General features: G+C 58.8%; 18 protein-coding genes. 8 read left to right on the forward strand and 10 right to left on the reverse strand.

Features of this window, described 5'->3' with window-relative positions; all coding sequences use genetic code 11:
* Positions 1-37: 37 nt before the first annotated feature.
* The 5 genes from ACR0JN_RS14225 to guaA all read right to left on the reverse strand — a co-directional run bounded on the left by ACR0JN_RS14225 (position 38) and on the right by guaA (position 5,774).
* Positions 38-910: an ATPase gene (locus ACR0JN_RS14225; protein WP_480817048.1), complete on the reverse strand. Its 873-nt coding sequence runs from the start codon at positions 908-910 to the stop codon at positions 38-40.
* A gap of 48 nt (positions 911-958) precedes the next feature.
* Positions 959-1,855 (reverse strand): DMT family transporter, encoded by an 897-nt coding sequence (locus ACR0JN_RS14230; RefSeq protein ID WP_480817047.1) that lies wholly within the window; start codon positions 1,853-1,855, stop codon positions 959-961.
* Between the two features lie 112 nt (positions 1,856-1,967).
* The gene (locus ACR0JN_RS14235; RefSeq protein ID WP_480817046.1) at positions 1,968-3,113 is read right to left on the reverse strand and encodes an OmpP1/FadL family transporter; all 1,146 of its coding nucleotides are present in this window, start codon (positions 3,111-3,113) and stop codon (positions 1,968-1,970) included.
* Positions 3,114-3,241: 128 nt separating this feature from the next.
* Positions 3,242-4,105, reverse strand: coding sequence for a DMT family transporter (locus ACR0JN_RS14240; protein ID WP_480886919.1), 864 nt, complete (start codon positions 4,103-4,105; stop codon positions 3,242-3,244).
* 109 nt (positions 4,106-4,214) lie between these two features.
* Entirely contained in the window at positions 4,215-5,774 is a 1,560-nt protein-coding gene (gene guaA / locus ACR0JN_RS14245) for a glutamine-hydrolyzing GMP synthase (RefSeq protein ID WP_480886493.1), read from the reverse strand.
* 114 nt (positions 5,775-5,888) lie between these two features.
* Here guaA and ACR0JN_RS14250 point away from each other — a divergent pair, with 114 nt between their 5' ends.
* Both ACR0JN_RS14250 and ACR0JN_RS14255 read left to right on the forward strand, forming a co-directional pair.
* The gene (locus ACR0JN_RS14250) at positions 5,889-6,608 is read left to right on the forward strand and encodes a hypothetical protein (protein WP_480886494.1); all 720 of its coding nucleotides are present in this window, start codon (positions 5,889-5,891) and stop codon (positions 6,606-6,608) included.
* A gap of 118 nt (positions 6,609-6,726) precedes the next feature.
* Positions 6,727-8,271: a trimethylamine methyltransferase family protein gene (locus ACR0JN_RS14255; RefSeq protein ID WP_480817043.1), complete on the forward strand. Its 1,545-nt coding sequence runs from the start codon at positions 6,727-6,729 to the stop codon at positions 8,269-8,271.
* Here the strand turns inward: ACR0JN_RS14255 and ACR0JN_RS14260 are convergent, their stop codons facing one another.
* A complete protein-coding gene (locus tag ACR0JN_RS14260) occupies positions 8,272-8,571 on the reverse strand; it encodes a DUF6477 family protein (protein ID WP_480886495.1) in 300 nt (99 codons plus the stop codon). It lies immediately after the preceding gene.
* Positions 8,572-8,812: 241 nt separating this feature from the next.
* Here ACR0JN_RS14260 and ACR0JN_RS14265 point away from each other — a divergent pair, with 241 nt between their 5' ends.
* On the forward strand, positions 8,813-9,889 hold the full coding sequence (locus tag ACR0JN_RS14265) for a DUF6456 domain-containing protein (protein ID WP_480886496.1): 1,077 nt from the start codon (positions 8,813-8,815) through the stop codon (positions 9,887-9,889).
* A gap of 52 nt (positions 9,890-9,941) precedes the next feature.
* Positions 9,942-10,865: a LysR substrate-binding domain-containing protein gene (locus ACR0JN_RS14270; protein ID WP_480886498.1), complete on the forward strand. Its 924-nt coding sequence runs from the start codon at positions 9,942-9,944 to the stop codon at positions 10,863-10,865.
* 38 nt (positions 10,866-10,903) lie between these two features.
* Here ACR0JN_RS14270 and ACR0JN_RS14275 read toward each other — a convergent pair whose 3' ends face one another.
* A complete protein-coding gene (locus ACR0JN_RS14275) occupies positions 10,904-11,452 on the reverse strand; it encodes a redoxin family protein (protein ID WP_480886500.1) in 549 nt (182 codons plus the stop codon).
* 264 nt (positions 11,453-11,716) lie between these two features.
* Between ACR0JN_RS14275 and lipA the strand changes: the two genes are divergently transcribed.
* Both lipA and ACR0JN_RS14285 read left to right on the forward strand, forming a co-directional pair.
* A complete protein-coding gene (gene lipA / locus ACR0JN_RS14280; RefSeq protein ID WP_480817038.1) occupies positions 11,717-12,667 on the forward strand; it encodes a lipoyl synthase in 951 nt (316 codons plus the stop codon).
* Positions 12,664-13,806 carry an amidohydrolase gene (locus ACR0JN_RS14285; RefSeq protein WP_480886502.1) on the forward strand — a complete coding sequence of 381 codons (1,143 nt, stop codon included), beginning with the start codon at positions 12,664-12,666 and terminating at the stop codon, positions 13,804-13,806. The genes lipA and ACR0JN_RS14285 overlap by 4 nt, the downstream gene beginning before the upstream one ends.
* Before the next feature lie 5 nt (positions 13,807-13,811).
* Here the strand turns inward: ACR0JN_RS14285 and ACR0JN_RS14290 are convergent, their stop codons facing one another.
* Positions 13,812-13,985 (reverse strand): hypothetical protein, encoded by a 174-nt coding sequence (locus tag ACR0JN_RS14290; RefSeq protein WP_480886504.1) that lies wholly within the window; start codon positions 13,983-13,985, stop codon positions 13,812-13,814.
* Complete coding sequence (gene hpt, locus ACR0JN_RS14295) at positions 13,986-14,528, reverse strand: hypoxanthine phosphoribosyltransferase (protein ID WP_480886505.1); 543 nt, start codon at positions 14,526-14,528, stop codon at positions 13,986-13,988.
* Positions 14,529-14,601: 73 nt separating this feature from the next.
* Here hpt and ACR0JN_RS14300 point away from each other — a divergent pair, with 73 nt between their 5' ends.
* Together ACR0JN_RS14300 and ACR0JN_RS14305 are read left to right on the forward strand one after the other, a co-directional pair.
* Positions 14,602-15,048, forward strand: coding sequence for a type II toxin-antitoxin system RatA family toxin (locus ACR0JN_RS14300; RefSeq protein ID WP_480817034.1), 447 nt, complete (start codon positions 14,602-14,604; stop codon positions 15,046-15,048).
* A gap of 38 nt (positions 15,049-15,086) precedes the next feature.
* The gene (locus tag ACR0JN_RS14305; protein ID WP_480817033.1) at positions 15,087-16,382 is read left to right on the forward strand and encodes an MmgE/PrpD family protein; all 1,296 of its coding nucleotides are present in this window, start codon (positions 15,087-15,089) and stop codon (positions 16,380-16,382) included.
* Here ACR0JN_RS14305 and pyrC read toward each other — a convergent pair.
* Entirely contained in the window at positions 16,379-17,416 is a 1,038-nt protein-coding gene (pyrC, locus tag ACR0JN_RS14310) for a dihydroorotase (protein ID WP_480886506.1), read from the reverse strand. The two genes, ACR0JN_RS14305 and pyrC, sit on opposite strands and share 4 nt — an antisense overlap.
* Positions 17,417-17,465 lie beyond the last annotated feature (49 nt).

Raw genomic sequence — 17,465 nt, forward strand, 5'->3', positions numbered from 1 at the left:
GGTTCAAGCTTTTGAAGAGTTCAGGGAAAACTGACAGTTAGGCGCAATTGCGGCGGGTCTCAAGGGTGCGTTCGATCAACTCATCGAAATCGCCCGCGTCCCGGACCTTTCCGATGTCTTTCGCTGTGATCGTGACGCCCCAGTTTCGCGCCATCGCCTCGTATCTGGGTTTGCGATGGGCCAGTGCCTGCGCGTAGGTCCAGCGAATAAAGGCGTTAGGGTCGACGTCGGCTTCGGCGCAACCATGCTGGTCCAGGTATTCTGTCCACACGTGGGTCAAGAATTCGGCCTGATAGGACATCGGCTTAGGAGCCTTGTCGAACCGCCGGATCAATTCCGAGGTGTGATCCTCGTCCCCCTGAAGCCAGATCATAAGCGTTTGTTCCGACAGGTTGGACAGGATTTTGTCTTTGGGATCGTCGGGATCCACCCACTCACAAATCGAACCGCCGGTGTCGCAAATGAAATGAGGGTACTGGTACAGGCGTTGCGCGCGGTCGATGAAATAGCCGGTATCCAGCAAGGCGTTAATCTCGGCCAGACGGAACTGTTCCTGTCGGCGGCGATACTCGGGCATCTCAAGACCGCCCTTCGCAGGGTCGCCGGGCTTTCCAAGATACGCTGCCACAGGTGTCAGGTTGTTGAACGAGATATTAGAGCCGATATAGATCGAATCCGACAGCAGCAACTCGCGCAGAAACGGAACCTTCATCGCCTCTGCCTTGGCGTTGTCGGTGATGTATTCGCCCATATAGCGGGTGCCGATGCGGTAGTCGATCGAGTAGTGAAACCAGTTGCCCGAGTCCCGCAGGATGTTCGACACATAGGTTTTGCCCAGACCCGACATGCCGAAAAACAGCACCTTCTTCCGCGCCGCATCGCGCCAGTCCTGAGCTGAGCTGTAGATCATGGTCCGCTGTCCCTTTTTTGCCTTTGCTAAATCGGGCAGGGGGCGGCGTCAATCGCGTCTGCCGGATCGGTTCAGGATCAGCAGGCCAATCGCGAGGACGGCAAATCCGAGATAGGCGCTGGGTTTCAGCGCTTCATCCCGCAGAAGGGCGCCAAGAACGATGGCAATGGGCGGGATAACAAGCGTCACCAGCATCAAGTTGCCGCTGCCAGCCATCGCCAACACCCGGTAGTACAGCAGATAGGCCCCGGCGGTTGCGACGATTGCATAGTAGCCAATTGCGAGCCACGTCTCGACTGGCAGGTTAAAGCTGGGCACTCCGTCCACCATCAGGGCTATGGGGAGGGTCAAAAGTGTGGACCCGGTCAGCATGCCAGCGGCAGCAACCTGCGGGGGAAGTTCGGACAAGGTGGCCCGCGCCCAGGCGGCTGCGAAGGCGTAAGAGATCGTACCGGCTAAAATGGCTAGTTGAGCGGTGCTTTGCAGGTTGAAACTGGCGAAGTTTCCGAGGCCAATTGCAATGGAGACCCCCAGAAACCCCAAGGCGACCCCAAAAAGACGCGGTTTGGTCAGGCGTTCGTCTTTGAAAAACAGGGCGGCCACCAGAACGCCAAACACAGCCGTCGCAGCGTTCAGGATCGCAGTCAGCCCTGTATCGATGTACAACTGACCCCATGCCATCAGTGAGAACGGGATGACGTTGTTCAAAAGTCCCATCACTAGGAAAGCAGCCCAAATTCGTGGGTCTCGTGGAATTTCCAACCGTCTCGCCCAAACGACCAGCCAAAGAGCCAGCATCGCCCAAAAGGTGCGGTGCAAAACGGATGTCATGACCGGAATGCTATCAAGCGCGATCCGGATCGCCACAAACGAGGCACCCCAGATCAGGCCAAGCAGCAAAAGCTCGGACCATGCGCGGGGGGAGAGTGTTTTTTGAACTGTCATGAACCCAATTGACGCATTTTGCGGGTCATACGCGACCCGGATCGTGCGAATTCAAAAAAAACCCGCCGAGAGCCGGCGGGCTTAGATTTCCAGATCAGGTTATTGTTTTTGTTCAGAAGCTGAAGCCAACCCGAAGGCCAAAACTTACAGCGTCGTTGTCCCGGAAGTCGGCTCGCGCAACATCTGGTGTGCCGGTTTCGGCAAACGCATCACCCAGATCAGTGTAACGAACGCCGCCACTGATTCTGATGTTTTCGTGGGTGTATTGCAGGCCAACGCTAATGCTCTTGAAACCGTTGGTCGGGGCCAGTGGCGAAACAAGGTCGTCTCCGTCTTCCTGTTCATAGCCCAAAGCGACAGAAGCAGCCCAGTTTTCGTTCAGCCGGTGCGCAACACCAAGGTTGAAGGTGATGGTGTTGGTCAGATCGATCAGCTCAACGCTGGGAAGTGGTCCAACAGCAGTGGTGCTCAGCTGAGTGACGCTATGATTGGCCCAGCGGATATTACCGAACAGAAGTGTGTTCTTTGCAACGCCGGATTGGAAATCCAGATTGACCGACTCAGGAGTTTTTACCTCCTGCGTGCCATTAATGGTTGCCGGGAACAGGGGCGAGTTTTCCGTCGTGGAGAAGTCGTGTTCGATTTCCGACTGATAGGTTAGCGCCACACGCAATGCGATGTCGGGAATCTCGTAGGCAGCACCGACGACCCAGCCGAAAGCTCCATCGCGTGCCACGTCGATTTCATAGCTGTCAAAGGGTCCATAGGCCAAGCCTTGCAGCCGGATATTACCGTCAAGGCGCTGATAGCGAAGTCCGCCGTGAACGCTCCAGTTGTCGTTGAATTTGTAGCGGAGGATGCCGGTGTAACTGTCTGAATCCGCAAACGCCTCGGTCCCGCCCAGAAGAAGCGAGCCGGGTTGCGTCGGATTGCCGGATGGAAGCGGGTAACGGATGTCCGATCCAAAAGGCTGATCATAGAGGAACGACACGGAAAGCTGCTCATTGATATCGTACTTCACGCCAGCCCCAACCTGGTTGAAGTCGCCAGCAATGTTGCCCGAGGGTGTGCCGAACGGGTTCTGATTCGTCAGGTCATCGCCTGTGACGTCCGGGTTTGTCCGCGATATCGAAAACTCGGCGTAGTTACCCTCTTCAAAGATCAGAGTGATGGGCTGACCTGTTCGATCCAGGCCGCCTGCCTGCGCCGCAGTTGACCCCACACAAAGTGCGCACGCTGAAAGTAGCGCTCTTTTCATTTATTCCTCCCTCGTTGTCCTTCGCAGGTGCGGATGGTGGTGGATTGAGTGTGTCCGCGTTGCCCTGCTGAATTGTGGTGCTCGATACTTTCTTCGCGTTTACTTTATCGTCAACCAGTGACCGTGCGTTACTTGTGATGAGTATCGCGGGGGACTGTTGCCAAACTGTTACGATTTTCGGACCAGACGTTCAAAAAGATACCTGCAAAGATCACGGCGGCCCCAAGAAGCGTCCAGTTGTCGATTGGTTCACCGTACAGCAGCATGCCGACAACCGCGATTGTTGGTAGCCTCGCGAAATCGAATGGGACAACAACGGTGGCAGGCGCGATCGCCAGCGCGTTGGTGATACAGTAGTGCGCCAGCAGCCCCGCCAGCCCGACAAGCAGCAAGTAGGGCGCGGTCTGAGGGCTCGGCAAGGCGATCCGGCCGTCAATTCCGGCTGCGGCGACGCCGAGAATAGCCTGGATCACCGTCAGCCAGAAAAGGATGCAGCCGGTGCTTGCGGTTTGGGTGAGTTGCTTCGTCGTAATTGTTGTTAATGCGAAGAAAATCGCGGATGCCGCAGCGGTTGCGACGCCAAGGTTCAGGGGCACGGTCCCTGGACGGGTGACGATCAGGATGCCGAGGAAACCGATCAGGGCAGCCGTAACGCGTAGGGCCGTCAGGCGTTCTTTCAGAAACAGCGGAGAAAGCAGGATCACCCAGATCGGGTTGGTGAATTCCAGCGCAAAGACCTGCGCAAGCGGGATGACGGCAACGGCGTAGAACCACAGGTTCTGCCCGGCGAAATGCACCACGTTTCGAACCACGTGCAAGCCCATCCGTTCGGTGGAAACCTGATGCCATTTTCCGGATGCGGTGAGCACCAGAGACACAATCAGAACGCCCACAAAACTGCGGTACATCATGATCTCGAACGTGTCGTGATTCAGGCTCAGTTCTCGCCCTGCGACTGCCATGGATGAAAACGACGCAATCGCGCCGGTCATCCAAACGGCTGCCTTGAAGACATGAGACTGGTTGCCGTTCAAGTGCGCCTCGTGGGTTGGTTTATCTCATTGATAAATATAAAAAGCCGGTCGTGAACCGGCTTTCCTGTCATTCCCACTCAATCGTGCCCGGTGGTTTTGAGGTGATGTCATAGGTGCATCGGTTGATGCCTTTGACCTCGTTAATGATCCGGGTGGACGTTTCGCCAAGGAATTCATGGCTGAACGGGTAATAGTCGGCGGTCATGCCATCAACTGACGTCACGGCACGCAGGGCGCAGGCATAGTCGTAAGTCCGCCCATCGCCCATCACACCGACAGTTCGGACCGGCAGAATCGCCACAAAAGCCTGCCAGATATCGTCATAGAGGCCGTGTTTGCGAATCTGGTCGATATAGATCGCGTCTGCCTCGCGCAGAATTTCCAGCTTTTCGCGGGTGATTTCGCCGGGGCAGCGGATCGCCAGACCGGGGCCGGGGAAGGGGTGGCGGCCGATGAAGCTTTGGGGCAGACCCAGTTCGCGGCCCAGTGCGCGGACCTCATCCTTGAACAACTCGCGCAGGGGTTCGACGAGTTTCAGGCCCATCTTTTCCGGTAGGCCACCGACATTGTGGTGCGATTTGATCGTCACCGAAGGACCGCCTGAGAAGGAAACCGACTCGATCACATCGGGGTAGAGCGTGCCCTGCGCCAGGAACTCGGCCCCTTCGATGGTGTCGGCGTGTTTCTGGAACACGTCAATGAACAGCTTGCCGATGATCTTTCGCTTGGTCTCGGGATCGCTTTGGCCGTCCAACTCGCCGAGGAACAGTTCGCTTTCATCCGCGTGGATCAGTTGGATGTTGTAGTTGTCGCGGAACATGCCAACGACTTCGGTGGCTTCGTTCTTGCGCAGCAGACCGTGATCGACAAAGACGCAGGTCAACTGATCGCCGATGGCCTCGTGAATCAGGATCGCGGCGACCGAGCTGTCGACACCGCCGGACAACCCGCAGATCACCTTTTTGTCGCCGACCTGTTCGCGGATCTTGCGGATCATCTCTTCGCGATAGGCACCCATGGTCCAGTCGCCGCTGAACCCTGCGAGCTTTACGAAGTTTTCATACAGTTTCGCGCCCTTGGGGGTGTGATGCACCTCTGGGTGAAACTGCACCGCATAGAAATGCCGGTTCGGGTCCGCCGTGATCGCATAGGGCGCGTTGGGTGAGGTGCCGTACACCTCAAAGCCCGGAGCGATTTTACTGACGTGATCGCCGTGGCTCATCCAGACCTGTTCGTCGCCCTCTGCGAACCAGCCGTCCAGAATATCTAGTTTGCCGTTCGGGGTAACAAAGGCGCGTCCGAACTCGGCGGTGCCGTGGCCACTTTCGACCTTGCCGCCCAGTTGGTGCATCATCACCTGCTGGCCATAACAGATGCCCAGGATCGGTATGCCGAGGTCGAAAATTCCTTGCGGCGCGCGCGGCGAACCCTCGCGCGTCACGCTGTCGGGACCACCCGAGAAGATCACGGCGCGCGGAGACATCTCTCGCACGAAATCCATCGTGACATTCTGATAGGGGTGAATTTCGCAATAGACGTTCAGTTCGCGCAGGCGGCGTGCGATTAGCTGCGTCACCTGGCTGCCGAAGTCGATGATCAGAAGGCGGTCGTGGGTGTCTTGGGTCATGCGGTCGCTTTAAGACGCCTGCCACACCAGCGCAAGGGTTTTGCCGAAGATGCATAGACCTGTAGAATTTGTTACACTGTGGGCAGTGTTTAGTTGATATTTAGGTAGCGCGTTATGCCCGAACATACCGGCTATGGCCTTGGCGGAACTCAGAAGGTCTACAAAGACCGGCATCCTGTGCAGAACCACGAAGGGTCGTCAAAGCGACCCAAATGCGGCTGCGGATCATGGCTGAACCACTGGAAAATCTACACTGGAAATGAAAAGCGCGACCCGGCCTGCTTTTACATGGGCTGCTCTAAGCCGGGAAAGCATGGGGCCCACGTTCGGTTCGTGAAAATCGACGAGGCGAAGAAGAATAAGAAGGGAGAGTTCATTCCCAAACCCTACGGGCAGTCCTTCATCATTCCGATGTGCGAAAAACACAACAACCCCCGGTTCAAGGCGGCGTTTTTCATTGCCAAGGATCGTTGGGCTGTTGACGACAAAGCGCGCGAGGAATGCAAGACTGCGACATACCGGCTGAACCGTCAAAATTATTTTCGGATGAAGGTGATCGCACTGTCGGGCAAACCCAAATGCGGGTGTCCAAGTTTTTTTCAGCACTACAGAAATGTCAGCGGCAGCGGTCGTCAAAGATGCGTCGCGATGGAATGTGGGAAAAGTGCAAGCCTTGCGGTTGCTATGCGATCCACAGACGGGCGAACGGACTACGATAAGTGGATGGCGCCGGTTTGCCGAGGCCATGCGCGGGCCGGAAAAGAGATTTACATTAAGCGCCACGCAGATGTCGTTACGCCGAAAAGGACCGATTTCTGCGGAAAGGAAAAATAAGCGCCGATACGTTGGCCTCGTGTCGCTTTTACCACTAGAGCGCCGTAATCCAGATGCGTTAGGATTGCGCAATCTTGTAACACAACGCTCAACCTAAACACTCAGACGGGATTTTCTCATGGCAGAGGCAAACACCCGGCGCAGGGCGAGAGGCGGCGGTGGCGCCGCCCGCCGGGCCGAGCGCACGGCAGTCCGCATCGAAACCGCAAAGTACATTCAGCGGAATATTCCGAACTTCGAGATCCTCAACGAAGAAGCGCTAGAGATCATCGAACACAACGCGGAAACCGTTCTGGAAGAGATCGGCGTCAACTTCGTTGACAATCCGGCCGCGCTGGAACGTTGGCGCGACGCGGGCGCGGACATCGATGGTGAGCGTGTGCGCATCCCGCGCGGTCTGGCGCGAGAGCTGATCAAAACGGCCCCCAGCCAGTTTACGCAACATGCGCGCAACCCCGAGAAATCGGTTGAAATCGGTGGGCGCAATCTGGTTCTGGCCCCTGTCTACGGCCCTCCGTTCGTGCGCGATGCGCAAGGTGGACGCCGCTACGCGACCATGGACGATTTCAACAAGTTCGTGAAACTGGCCTACATGTCGAAATGGCTGCACCATTCGGGTGGGACCGTATGTGAACCGACCGATATTCCGGTGAACAAGCGCCATCTGGATATGCTAAAGGCGCATATGACGCTGTCGGACAAGCCGTTCATGGGCTCGGTCACCGATCCCAGCCGGGCGCAGGATTCGGTTGAGATGTGCGAGATTCTGTTTGGCAAAGAGTTCGTTCAGAACAATACGGTGATGACCTCGCTCACTAACATCAACTCGCCGCTGACCTTCGACGACGTAATGATGGGCTCGCTTGAGGTATACGCGCGCAACAATCAGGCCTGCATCATCTCGCCGTTTATTGTGGGCGGTGCGATGGCACCGGTTTCGGTTGCCGGGACCCTGACACAAGTTTTGGCCGAGGTTCTGGCAGGTGTGGCGTACAGCCAGATCATTCGCCCGGGTGCACCGGCAATCTTCGGAGCGTTTGTGACCTCGATCGACATGAACTCAGGGGCACCGACATTCGGAACGCCAGAGGCGTCGCATATCACTTACGGCGCAGGCCAGCTTGCGCGGCGTCTGAACCTGCCGTTCCGATCTGCTGGATCGTTCTGCGGTTCGAAGCTGCCGGACGCTCAGGCGGCCTATGAAACCGCGAACTCGCTGAACATGGGCCTGATGGCGGGCGTGAACTTCATGCTGCATTCCTGCGGCTGGCTCGAAGGAGGTCTGGTGGCCGATTTCGAAAAGTTCGTCATGGATGCCGACCAGCTTGGAATTCTGCACGGTCTGGCCAAAGGCGTGGCGCATGATGAGAATGCGCAGGCCATGGATGCGATCCGCGAGGTCGGGCCGGGTGGTCACTATCTTGGCTGCGCCCATACGCAGGCGAACTTCAAGGAAGCGTTCTGGAAAACCGACTTGCTGGACTACAAACCGTTCGAAACCTGGCAGGAGGAAGGCTCGCGCGATACGCGTGCGCTGGCATCCTCGCGGGTCGAGCATCTGCTGGCCAACTACCAGCAGCCCCAGCTCGACCCCGAAATCAACGCCGCGCTCGAGGCGTATATCGCCGAGAAGAAGGCCTCGATGCCGGATGCGTTTACCTAACTATTGATACTGCGCGGCGCGGCTGGCCTGATACAATTGCGCCTCGCCCAACAATGCGATCAGCAAATCCAGATGCCGCACCAGTGAATAGGCGGCATCTTCTTCTTTTCTCAGGTCATTCACCTCTCGCTCAAGCTCTAGCAACTGGACCAATGCTGCCCCGGTACCGGGTAGCGCGCCGTATCCTAGAATACGCTGCAAATGCCGATCCCGATTATAGTCTTGCGCTCCGAATTTTGCCGCGCGTGCCAACAGACGGGGGCGGCGGAGCGTTGTGAGCATGGTCATCAGGTCTTGCATTTCAGGTGTCCTGTATTCGTTTGATTGACAGCCTGCTTGTTGCACAACCTAAGCGGGTGTTGCGCCATTATGCTTCGTGCCGAACGATGGTTTCATGACTGTTTATCTTTTTGAATCAAATCTGGCTTCAGCGCTTCGGGGTTAACGAACGAGTAACGAAAGCAACTCTAGTTAGATTTGGTTAACCCAAATTCCGAGGGCGAAAAGAGGCAGTCTGTTTTGTCGACGAGGGCAAATAAATATGGAAAATAACATGGCTTTCACCATTCCGGCGTGGGTTCCAGAAGGCGCGCAAAGGTATCTCGCGCATACCGAGGCCGGTCGGTCGATCCGCGATATCGCAAGATCGGCGGGGTGCCATGCATCCACCATCCTCAGACAAATTCGTCGTATCGAAATGCGGCGTGACGACCCGCTTGTGGATGCCGCTTTGCAATCGCTGGCCGAAACGCATTTTTCGCTGGCAGAAAAGCAGGCGGACTATTCCTGCCAGCCCGAGGACGTAGAGGAACAATTTGACCGCGAAGCGCTGCGGGTTCTGCGCCGTCTGTGCGAGACCGGGTCGGTTCTGGCTGTGGCCGAGGATATGGACAAGGCCGTAGTCGTGCGCGACACGGGCAAGGCCTGGGCCACAAAAACCGCCGTTGTCGATTGTCACATCGCGCAGGCTTTGGCGCTGCAGGACTGGATTTCCTGCGACAATCCGGGGCGCATTTCCCGGTACAGGATTTCATCTTCGGGCCGGACGGCGCTGAGCCAGTTGGTGGCCAAGGCGGAAAACAAAGCGCGCAACCGGAACGAATTCGGCATGGCGGACGCCCAGACGCCGTTCCAGCCGCAAGGGTCAGCGCCCCAGAACGATCGCGCGCGGCGTATTCGGTATAGCGCAGCGGAAAGCCCTCTGATCGCTTTGGCGCGCAGGCGGGATCGGGATGGGAGGCCGTTTCTGGATGAAACTTTGGTCAGCGCCGGTGAGCGCCTGCGCGAAGATTTTGAGCTTGCGCAGATTGGCCCGCAGGTCGCGCAGAACTGGGACAGGTTTCTGACCGCGGGTGGGCGCGGCCATTTCGACAGTGAATCGCATGGCGGGCGCGGGTCCTCGAACGCGCGGGATCGGGTGTCGCGCGCCTTATCCGACCTCGGACCGGGGTTGAGCGATGTGGCCCTGCGGTGTTGTTGCTACCTCGAGGGGCTGGAGCTTGCGGAAAAACGCATGGGATGGTCAGCGCGGTCGGGCAAGATTGTGTTGCGCATCGCCTTGCAGCGCCTCAAGCGCCACTATCAGGAACAGACTGAGATGGATCGCATGATCGGTTGATCCGGCGATTACGTTAACTTGCGATTGGCGCTGGAAGTGATAATCAACGGTTATGAATTTCACACTCCGCCAATTGCAGTATTTCCGAGCCGTTGCCGAACACCGCAACTTTGGACGCGCGGCGCAGGCCTGCCATGTCTCACAACCGGCTCTGTCAGTTCAGATCAAAACGTTGGAAGAAGTTCTGGGCGGCGTTCTGTTCGAACGCCAGGCCCGGGACATCCTGCTGACCCCGCTGGGGCGCGATGTTCTAGATCATGCGCGGAATGTGCTGGGGGCCGCCGACCGGCTGGATCAGTTCGCGCGGGATCATTCCGGCGGTCACCGATCCCTGTCGATCGGGATCATACCGACAATCGCGCCTTACCTGCTGCCCGGCGTTCTTGCCGGATTGCGGGCAGGGGACGTGTCACTGCGGGTCCAAATCCGCGAAGCGCGGACTGAAACCCTGCTGTCGCTGCTGCAGGCCGGTGAGATTGATGCCGCCGTATTGGCTCTGCCTGCCGGTGGGTCAGAGTTTCGCGAAATCCCGCTGTTTCAGGACCACTTCCTGATCGCGGGCAGCGCAGCGCGTCTGAAGAAACTGACCAGCAGCCCGGATGTTTTGCGGCCCTTAGACCTGAAATCAGCGCAACTGATGCTACTGGAAGACGGCCACTGCCTGACCGATCAGGCGCTTGAGGTCTGCGGGCAAGATCGCAGCAGCGGGCAGATCAATATGGGCGCATCCTCGCTGGCCACCTTGTCTCGCCTTGTCGCCGAGGGGTTCGGCCTGACCCTGATGCCCGAACTGGCGGCGCGGTCGGAATCCGAGGCTGTTTCGGGCTTGAAGCTGCTGCGGTTCGGTGCGCCTCAGCCCGCGCGGACGGTTGGTCTTGTGCGTCGGGCGTCAACTGGGGACGACGAATGGACAGATCGGTTGGCGCAGGTGATCCGGGATGTCGGCGAAGAGATCGTAGCCGCCACCCGCACATGAAAAAGGCCCGCTGAACGCGGGCCTTTGGTCGATAAGGCTCAGGCCAGTTCAGGCTCAACCGCCTGTTCCAGATGCTTCATCAGGGTCTCCGGCGAGGACACGCCATAGGGGTCCTCCGGGCAGTTATCCATCAGGCCGAGCTCTTCGAACCACGCCTCGACAACGCCGTTGTTGACGATGGCCGCATACCGCCAGGAACGCATGCCGAAACCCAGATTGTCCTTGTCGACCAGCATACCCATCTTCCGGGTGAACTCTCCCGACCCATCGGGGATCACCTTGACGTTCTTCAGGCCCTGATCCTGCGCCCATTTGTTCATGACGAAGCTGTCATTGACGGACATGCAGTAGATCTCATCAATGCCCTTGGCGGTGAAATCGGCATACCCATTTTCAAATCCCGGCAGTTGGTAGGTCGAGCATGTGGGCGTGAACGCACCCGGCAGCGAGAACAGGATCACGCGCTTGCCGGCAAAATAATCGGCGGTTGTCTTGTCTTCCCAGCGGAAGGGGTTGGGCCCCTCGATCGCGTTATCGCGCACGCGGGTGTGGAAGGTCACGTCAGGCAGTTTGGTGCCGGATTTCATGTAAAAGCTCCTGTGATTCAGTGGTGTTTGGACGTGACTTAAAACAGCAATAAAACGCCTTCAATCGCAGATATGCTGCACCCGCACAATTTCTTTTCTTTTACTCAAGCAATTAAGAAAATTATTAAAATTAAAATTTTTTGCGATGATTACGCCGCGCCTGCACGGTCTCTCTGCATAGCGGCTATGCGTCACTGGTGTACGTGGAGCGATGTGTTTATGTTAAGGGAACCCAAAGTTGACCCAAAGTCAGGAAAATTGCCCGTGCGAGACCTCAAGATTCCCGAGCAACGCCACCCGGAAAAAGCGCATCGCCCGGACAATGCGCAGCCGAAAAAGCCGAACTGGATTCGGGTCAAGGCCCCCGGCGGCAAAGGTTATGCCGACACGCGCCGGATCATGCGAGACAACAATCTGGTGACGGTCTGCGAAGAGGCGGGATGCCCCAATGTGGGCGAGTGTTGGAGCCAGGGCCACGCCACCATGATGATCATGGGTGAGATCTGTACGCGCGGCTGCACCTTCTGCAACATCGCCACAGGCCGCCCCGATGCGCTGGATGTGTTCGAACCGGGCCGGGTTGCCCATGCGGTTGAGAAGCTGGGCCTTAACCATGTGGTGATCACCTCGGTCGATCGCGACGATCTTGAGGATGGCGGCGCGGATCACTTCGCCCAGACCATCCGCGCGATCCGGCACCGTTCACCCAAAACGACAATCGAAATCCTCACGCCGGATTTCCTGAAATGCGATCCTTCAGTTCTGGAAACGGTGGTCGAGGCGAAGCCGGACGTGTTCAACCACAACCTTGAAACCATCCCGGGCCTGTACCCCCAAGTTCGCCCCGGCGCGCGGTATTTCCACTCGCTGCGCCTGTTGCAGCGGGTCAAGGAACAGGACCCGTCGATCTTCACCAAATCCGGGATCATGGTCGGTCTGGGAGAGGATGAACAGCAGGTCCGCCAGGTGATGGACGACATGCGCGCCGCCGATATCGACTTTTTGACGATCGGCCAATACCTGCAGCCGACGCCCAAGCACCATGGCGTTGACCGTTTCGTGACGCCCGAAGAGTTTGCGTCGTACGAAAAGGCCGCTTATGGCAAAGGCTTCCTGATGGTTTCGGCCACGCCTCTGACGCGGTCGTCTTACCATGCAGGCGATGACTTCGCCCGGCTGCGCGCTGCACGGCAAGAGAAGCTGGGGCAGGCGTGACGCCTAACGCGATTGCTCGACTGACCGGCCTGCGCCACGAACTGCACCAGCAGCCCGAACTTTCTGGTTTTGAAGAACAAACCGCCGCGCGTGTTGCCGGTCTTTTGCAGCGCGCCGGTGCCGATCTGGTTCTGACCGGAATCGGCGGGCATGGCGTAGCTGCGGTTTTCGACAGCGGGCAAAGCGGCCCGAGCGTGGCTATTCGGTGTGAATTGGACGGGTTGCCGATTCAGGAGATTTCGGACGCGCCTTATGTGTCCCGTGATCCCGGCAAAGGGCATCTATGCGGCCATGACGGCCATATGACGATCGTGCTGGGCGTGGCCGAGGCCTTGAGCAAGGCCCGCCCCAAAACCGGGCGCGTAGTCCTGATCTTTCAACCTGCTGAAGAAACCGGGAAAGGGGCCATCGCCTTTCGCGCCGATCCGAAATTTATCCAGATTGCCCCGGACTACGTGTTCTCGCTGCACAATTTGCCGGGGTCGGAACTGGGTACGGTGGAACTGTGCCAAGGGGCAACCAACTGCGCGTCGCGCGGGATGCGGATTGGGTTAACGGGCAAGACCTCCCACGCGGCGGCGCCGCAGGATGGGGTGTCTCCGGCGGGGGCGCTGTCGCAACTCATTCTCGCTCTTGGCGATTTGGGGCAAGGCGGGCCGCTGGATGAAGACTATGCCCTGACCACCGTGACCCATGCCGGTTTGGGCGAGCGGACCTTTGGCATCGCTCCTGGACATGCCGAACTCTGGGTCACGCTGCGCACCGTGTCGGACGCCCGCATGACCGCACTGATTGCCGATGCCGAAGCGCTGGTAGCCAAGGTGACCAGGGACGAGGCGCTGACTTTCGACATCACCTATGACGATGTGTTCGAGGCCTGCACCAATCACCCCGACGCTGTGAGCATTCTGGCTGACGCCTGCGCCGACCGAGACGTTCCCTGCATCCTGACCTCGGACCCGCAAAGGTTCTCTGAGGATTTCGGGCAATTCGGCAAGGGCGCCAAAACGGCGATGTTCTGGCTAGGGGCGGGGCGCGACCATCCGCAATTGCACAACCCGGATTACGACTTCCCCGACGCGCTTATTCCCATCGGGACCGGGGTGTTTCTGTCCGCCATCCGACAGGTTTTAGGTTAGCAAAATCAGCGCGGTGCGCGGATTTCTTCTCCGGTCGCCCAGTCCGGCCACCATCCCATGTATTCGACCCCGGCGATCATCAGGCAGATCACTATCGCGCAAATCACCAACAGCACCCGTCTTTCCGAGGGCGGGTTCCGGGCCCATCGGGACATGCGGAGCAGGTGGCGCAGGTCCATTTACGCCTCGGTAAACCTGACCTTGCCGATGAAGGGCAGGTTGCGATTGCGCTGCGCGTAGTCGATGCCGTACCCCACGACAAATTCATCCGGAATCTCAAACCCGATCCAGTCCGAGCGGAAATCGACCTCGCGACGGCTGGGTTTATCCAGCAGAGCGATGGATTTCAGACGGGCCGGTTTGCGGCTGCGCAGCAGGTTCGTGACGTGGTTCAGCGTGTGGCCAGTATCGACAATATCCTCGACAACCAGCACATCTCGCCCTTCAATTGCGCCGCGCAAGTCCTTGAGAATACGCACTTCCCGGCTGCTCTCCATCGAATCGCCGTAAGAGGACGCCTCAAGAAAATCCACCTCGATCGGCAGGTCCAACTCGCGCACCAGATCGGCGATAAAGACAAAGCTGCCCCGCAACAGACCGACGACAACCAGCTTGTCGGTGCCGCCGAACTCACCCGTGATTTCCCGGCACAACTCCTCGATCCGGGCGGCGATAGCCTTGGCCGAGATCATCTCATCTATCACATATGCGCGGTCACTCATCACAGCCCCCTTGATCTTTGGCGCGCAACATACGACATGACGCGCCATTGTCACCTGTAAATGCCTGATCGCCATGCCTATCCATTCGGAAACACGCCACCTGCCATACACCGCCCAGCAGATGTATGAATTGGTGGCCGACGTGGCGAAATACCCACAGTTCCTGCCCTGGTGCGCGGCTGCCCGCATTCGCCGAACTTATGACGCGGGCGACGCGCAGGTGATGGAGGCCGATCTGGTCATTTCCTTCAAAGTCTTCCGCGAGCGCTTCGGCAGCCGGGTGACTCTGTTCCCCGGCCAAAAGAAAATCGACACCGAGTATCTGGACGGCCCGTTCAAATACATGAAATCCGACTGGCAGTTCGAGGACGCGCCGGATGGCGGTTGCAACATCTCGTTCCACGTGGATTTCGAATTTAAAAACGCCATTCTGCAGGGCATCATCGGCGTTGTCTTCAACGAGGCCATGCAACGGATCGTCCGCGCGTTCGAAGCCCGGGCCGCCGATCTTTACAGCTAAGTCTTTACCAGCTTTTGGCGCGCGCTAGACTGCGCCTTATGAGTGATTTGACCACATCTTTGGCCGCCTTTGCTGCGGGTCCTGTTTCGACCTCTGCTCAGGCGCGGGTCGTGACATCCCTGTCCGCGCTGGACTGGATCGCCGTGGGGCGGGCCGGGGAAGCTGAACCCGTCTCAATCACCGTGCGTCAGATGGTACTGGACGAAGGCGGAACCCCGCAGGCGCATCTGTTCGGGCACGGGGCCGCGCCTTTGCGCACGGCGGCGCTGGTGAATGGCACAGTATCGCACGCGCTGGATTATGACGACACCCACTTTGCCCATATCGGCCACCCGTCGGTCGCCGTTTTACCCGCCACGCTGGCCGTCAGCGAATGGGACGACCGGATCCTCGTCGATTTCCTTGAGGCGGCTTTGGTCGGGATGGAGGTCTCGATCCGCATCGGTCTGTGGCTCGGACGTGGCCACTATCAGGCCGGTTTTCACCAGACTGCCACCGCAGGGGCTTTTGGCTCGGCGGTTGCCGTGGGGCGAATACTTGGGTTCAACGCTGATCAGATGCGGCAGGTTCTGGGCCTAACCGCTACGCGCGCGGCGGGTTTGAAGGCCCAATTCGGCACGATGGGAAAACCCTACAACGCCGGTCTCGCCGCATCCGCCGGGGTCGAGGCCGCCGCGTTGATTCAGCGCGGTTTCGAACCAAACGCCGATGCGCTTGAGGGGCAGTATGGCTTTGGGGCCACCCATAAGGGGGCCCAAGATGTAGATGCCGCGCTGGATGGGCTGGGCGAGGACTGGCTGTTCGAATCCGTTAGCCATAAATTCCACGCCTGCTGCCACGGATTGCATGCGGCGCTGGAGGCCGCGCGGGAACTGGATATCGCAGAACCCGAAGTGGCCGAGATCAAGATCAAAACCCATCCGCGCTGGATGAGCGTCTGCAATCAGATGTCTCCGACCACCGGGCTGGGGGCCAAATTCTCGTACCGCACGGTGATCGCCATGCAGGCTTTGGGGTTCGATACCGCCTTACCAAGCAGCTATTCGGAAAAAAACTGCGCCAACCCGCGCATTCAGTCCCTGCGGGACCGCATAACGGTTGAGGCGGACGAAAGCCTGTCTGAGACGCAGGCGCACGTGTCCCTGCTACGCCGCGACGGCGCGCGCCTTGAGGCGACCCATGACCTGCTGGCCCCCATGTCGCTTGCGGATCGCGAGGATCGCGTGCGTGGCAAGGCCGCCAAGCTGATCGGAGGCAATGAAGCTGACGCGATCTGGTCGATGCTCCGCACCGGAGGCCGCGCCCGCGATCTGGCCAAAATGCTGTCGGGTTAAGACACACGCCAGTGCAGCGGGAAGCCCGGATCAAATACTGTGACCGGCCCGTCCTTGGTCTCGATCTTGGCCGGATATGCGACCGGATCGCCCTTGGTCAGGGTCAGTGTGCCTTCATTCACCGGCAGGCGATAAAACGCCGGACCGTTCAGCGAGGAAAAGCCTTCCAACTTGTCCAGCGCGCCCTCACGGTCGAACATCTCGGCCAGCAGTGACATGGTGTTGGTCGCCGTAAAACACCCGGCACACCCACAAGCCATTTCCTTATTGTCATCCGTGTGCGGCGCGCTGTCGGTGCCAAGGAAATAGCGCGCATCGCCCGAGGTCGCAGCGGCCAGCAGCGCAAGCCGATGCTCTTCCCGCTTGGCGACCGGCAGGCAGTAGTAGTGCGGTTTGATCCCGCCGACCAGAATGTGGTTGCGGTTGATGATCAGGTGATGCGCCGTGATCGTCGCACCCAAATCGGTTTCGTTTGCCTTGACGTAATCAACGCCGTCGCGGGTCGTGATGTGCTCCATCACCACCCGTAGTCCCGGCGTGGCCTTGCGGATCGGGTCCAGCACGCGGTCGATGAACACCGCCTCGCGGTCGAAAATGTCGATATCCGCATCCGTGACCTCACCATGTACACATAGCGGCAATCCGATCTCAGCCATCTTCTCAAGCACCGGCCGCACCTTTTCGAAATCCCGCACGCCCGAGGCCGAGTTCGTGGTGGCCCCAGCCGGATACAGCTTGACCGCCTTGACCAGACCGCTGGCATGGGTGGCGGCCATGTCACCGGGGCCGGTGTCTTCAGTCAGATACAGGGTCATCAGCGGCTCGAACGTCATTCCGTCGGGCAGCGCGGCCAAGATACGCTCGCGATAGGCCGCGGCCTGCGCGCCCGTCACGACGGGGGGCACAAGGTTCGGCATGATGATCGCGCGGGCAAAATGGCGCGCGGTTTCGGGCAGGACGGCCTGCAACATCGCGCCGTCGCGCAGATGCAGGTGCCAGTCGTCGGGGCGGCGGATCGTGAGGGTATCGGTCATGGCCTCCGGCTAGCACAGCGCGGTCAGTGACGAAAGGCCCTGAATCCTC

It is taken from the genome of Ruegeria sp. G12 (genome assembly GCF_056533565.1).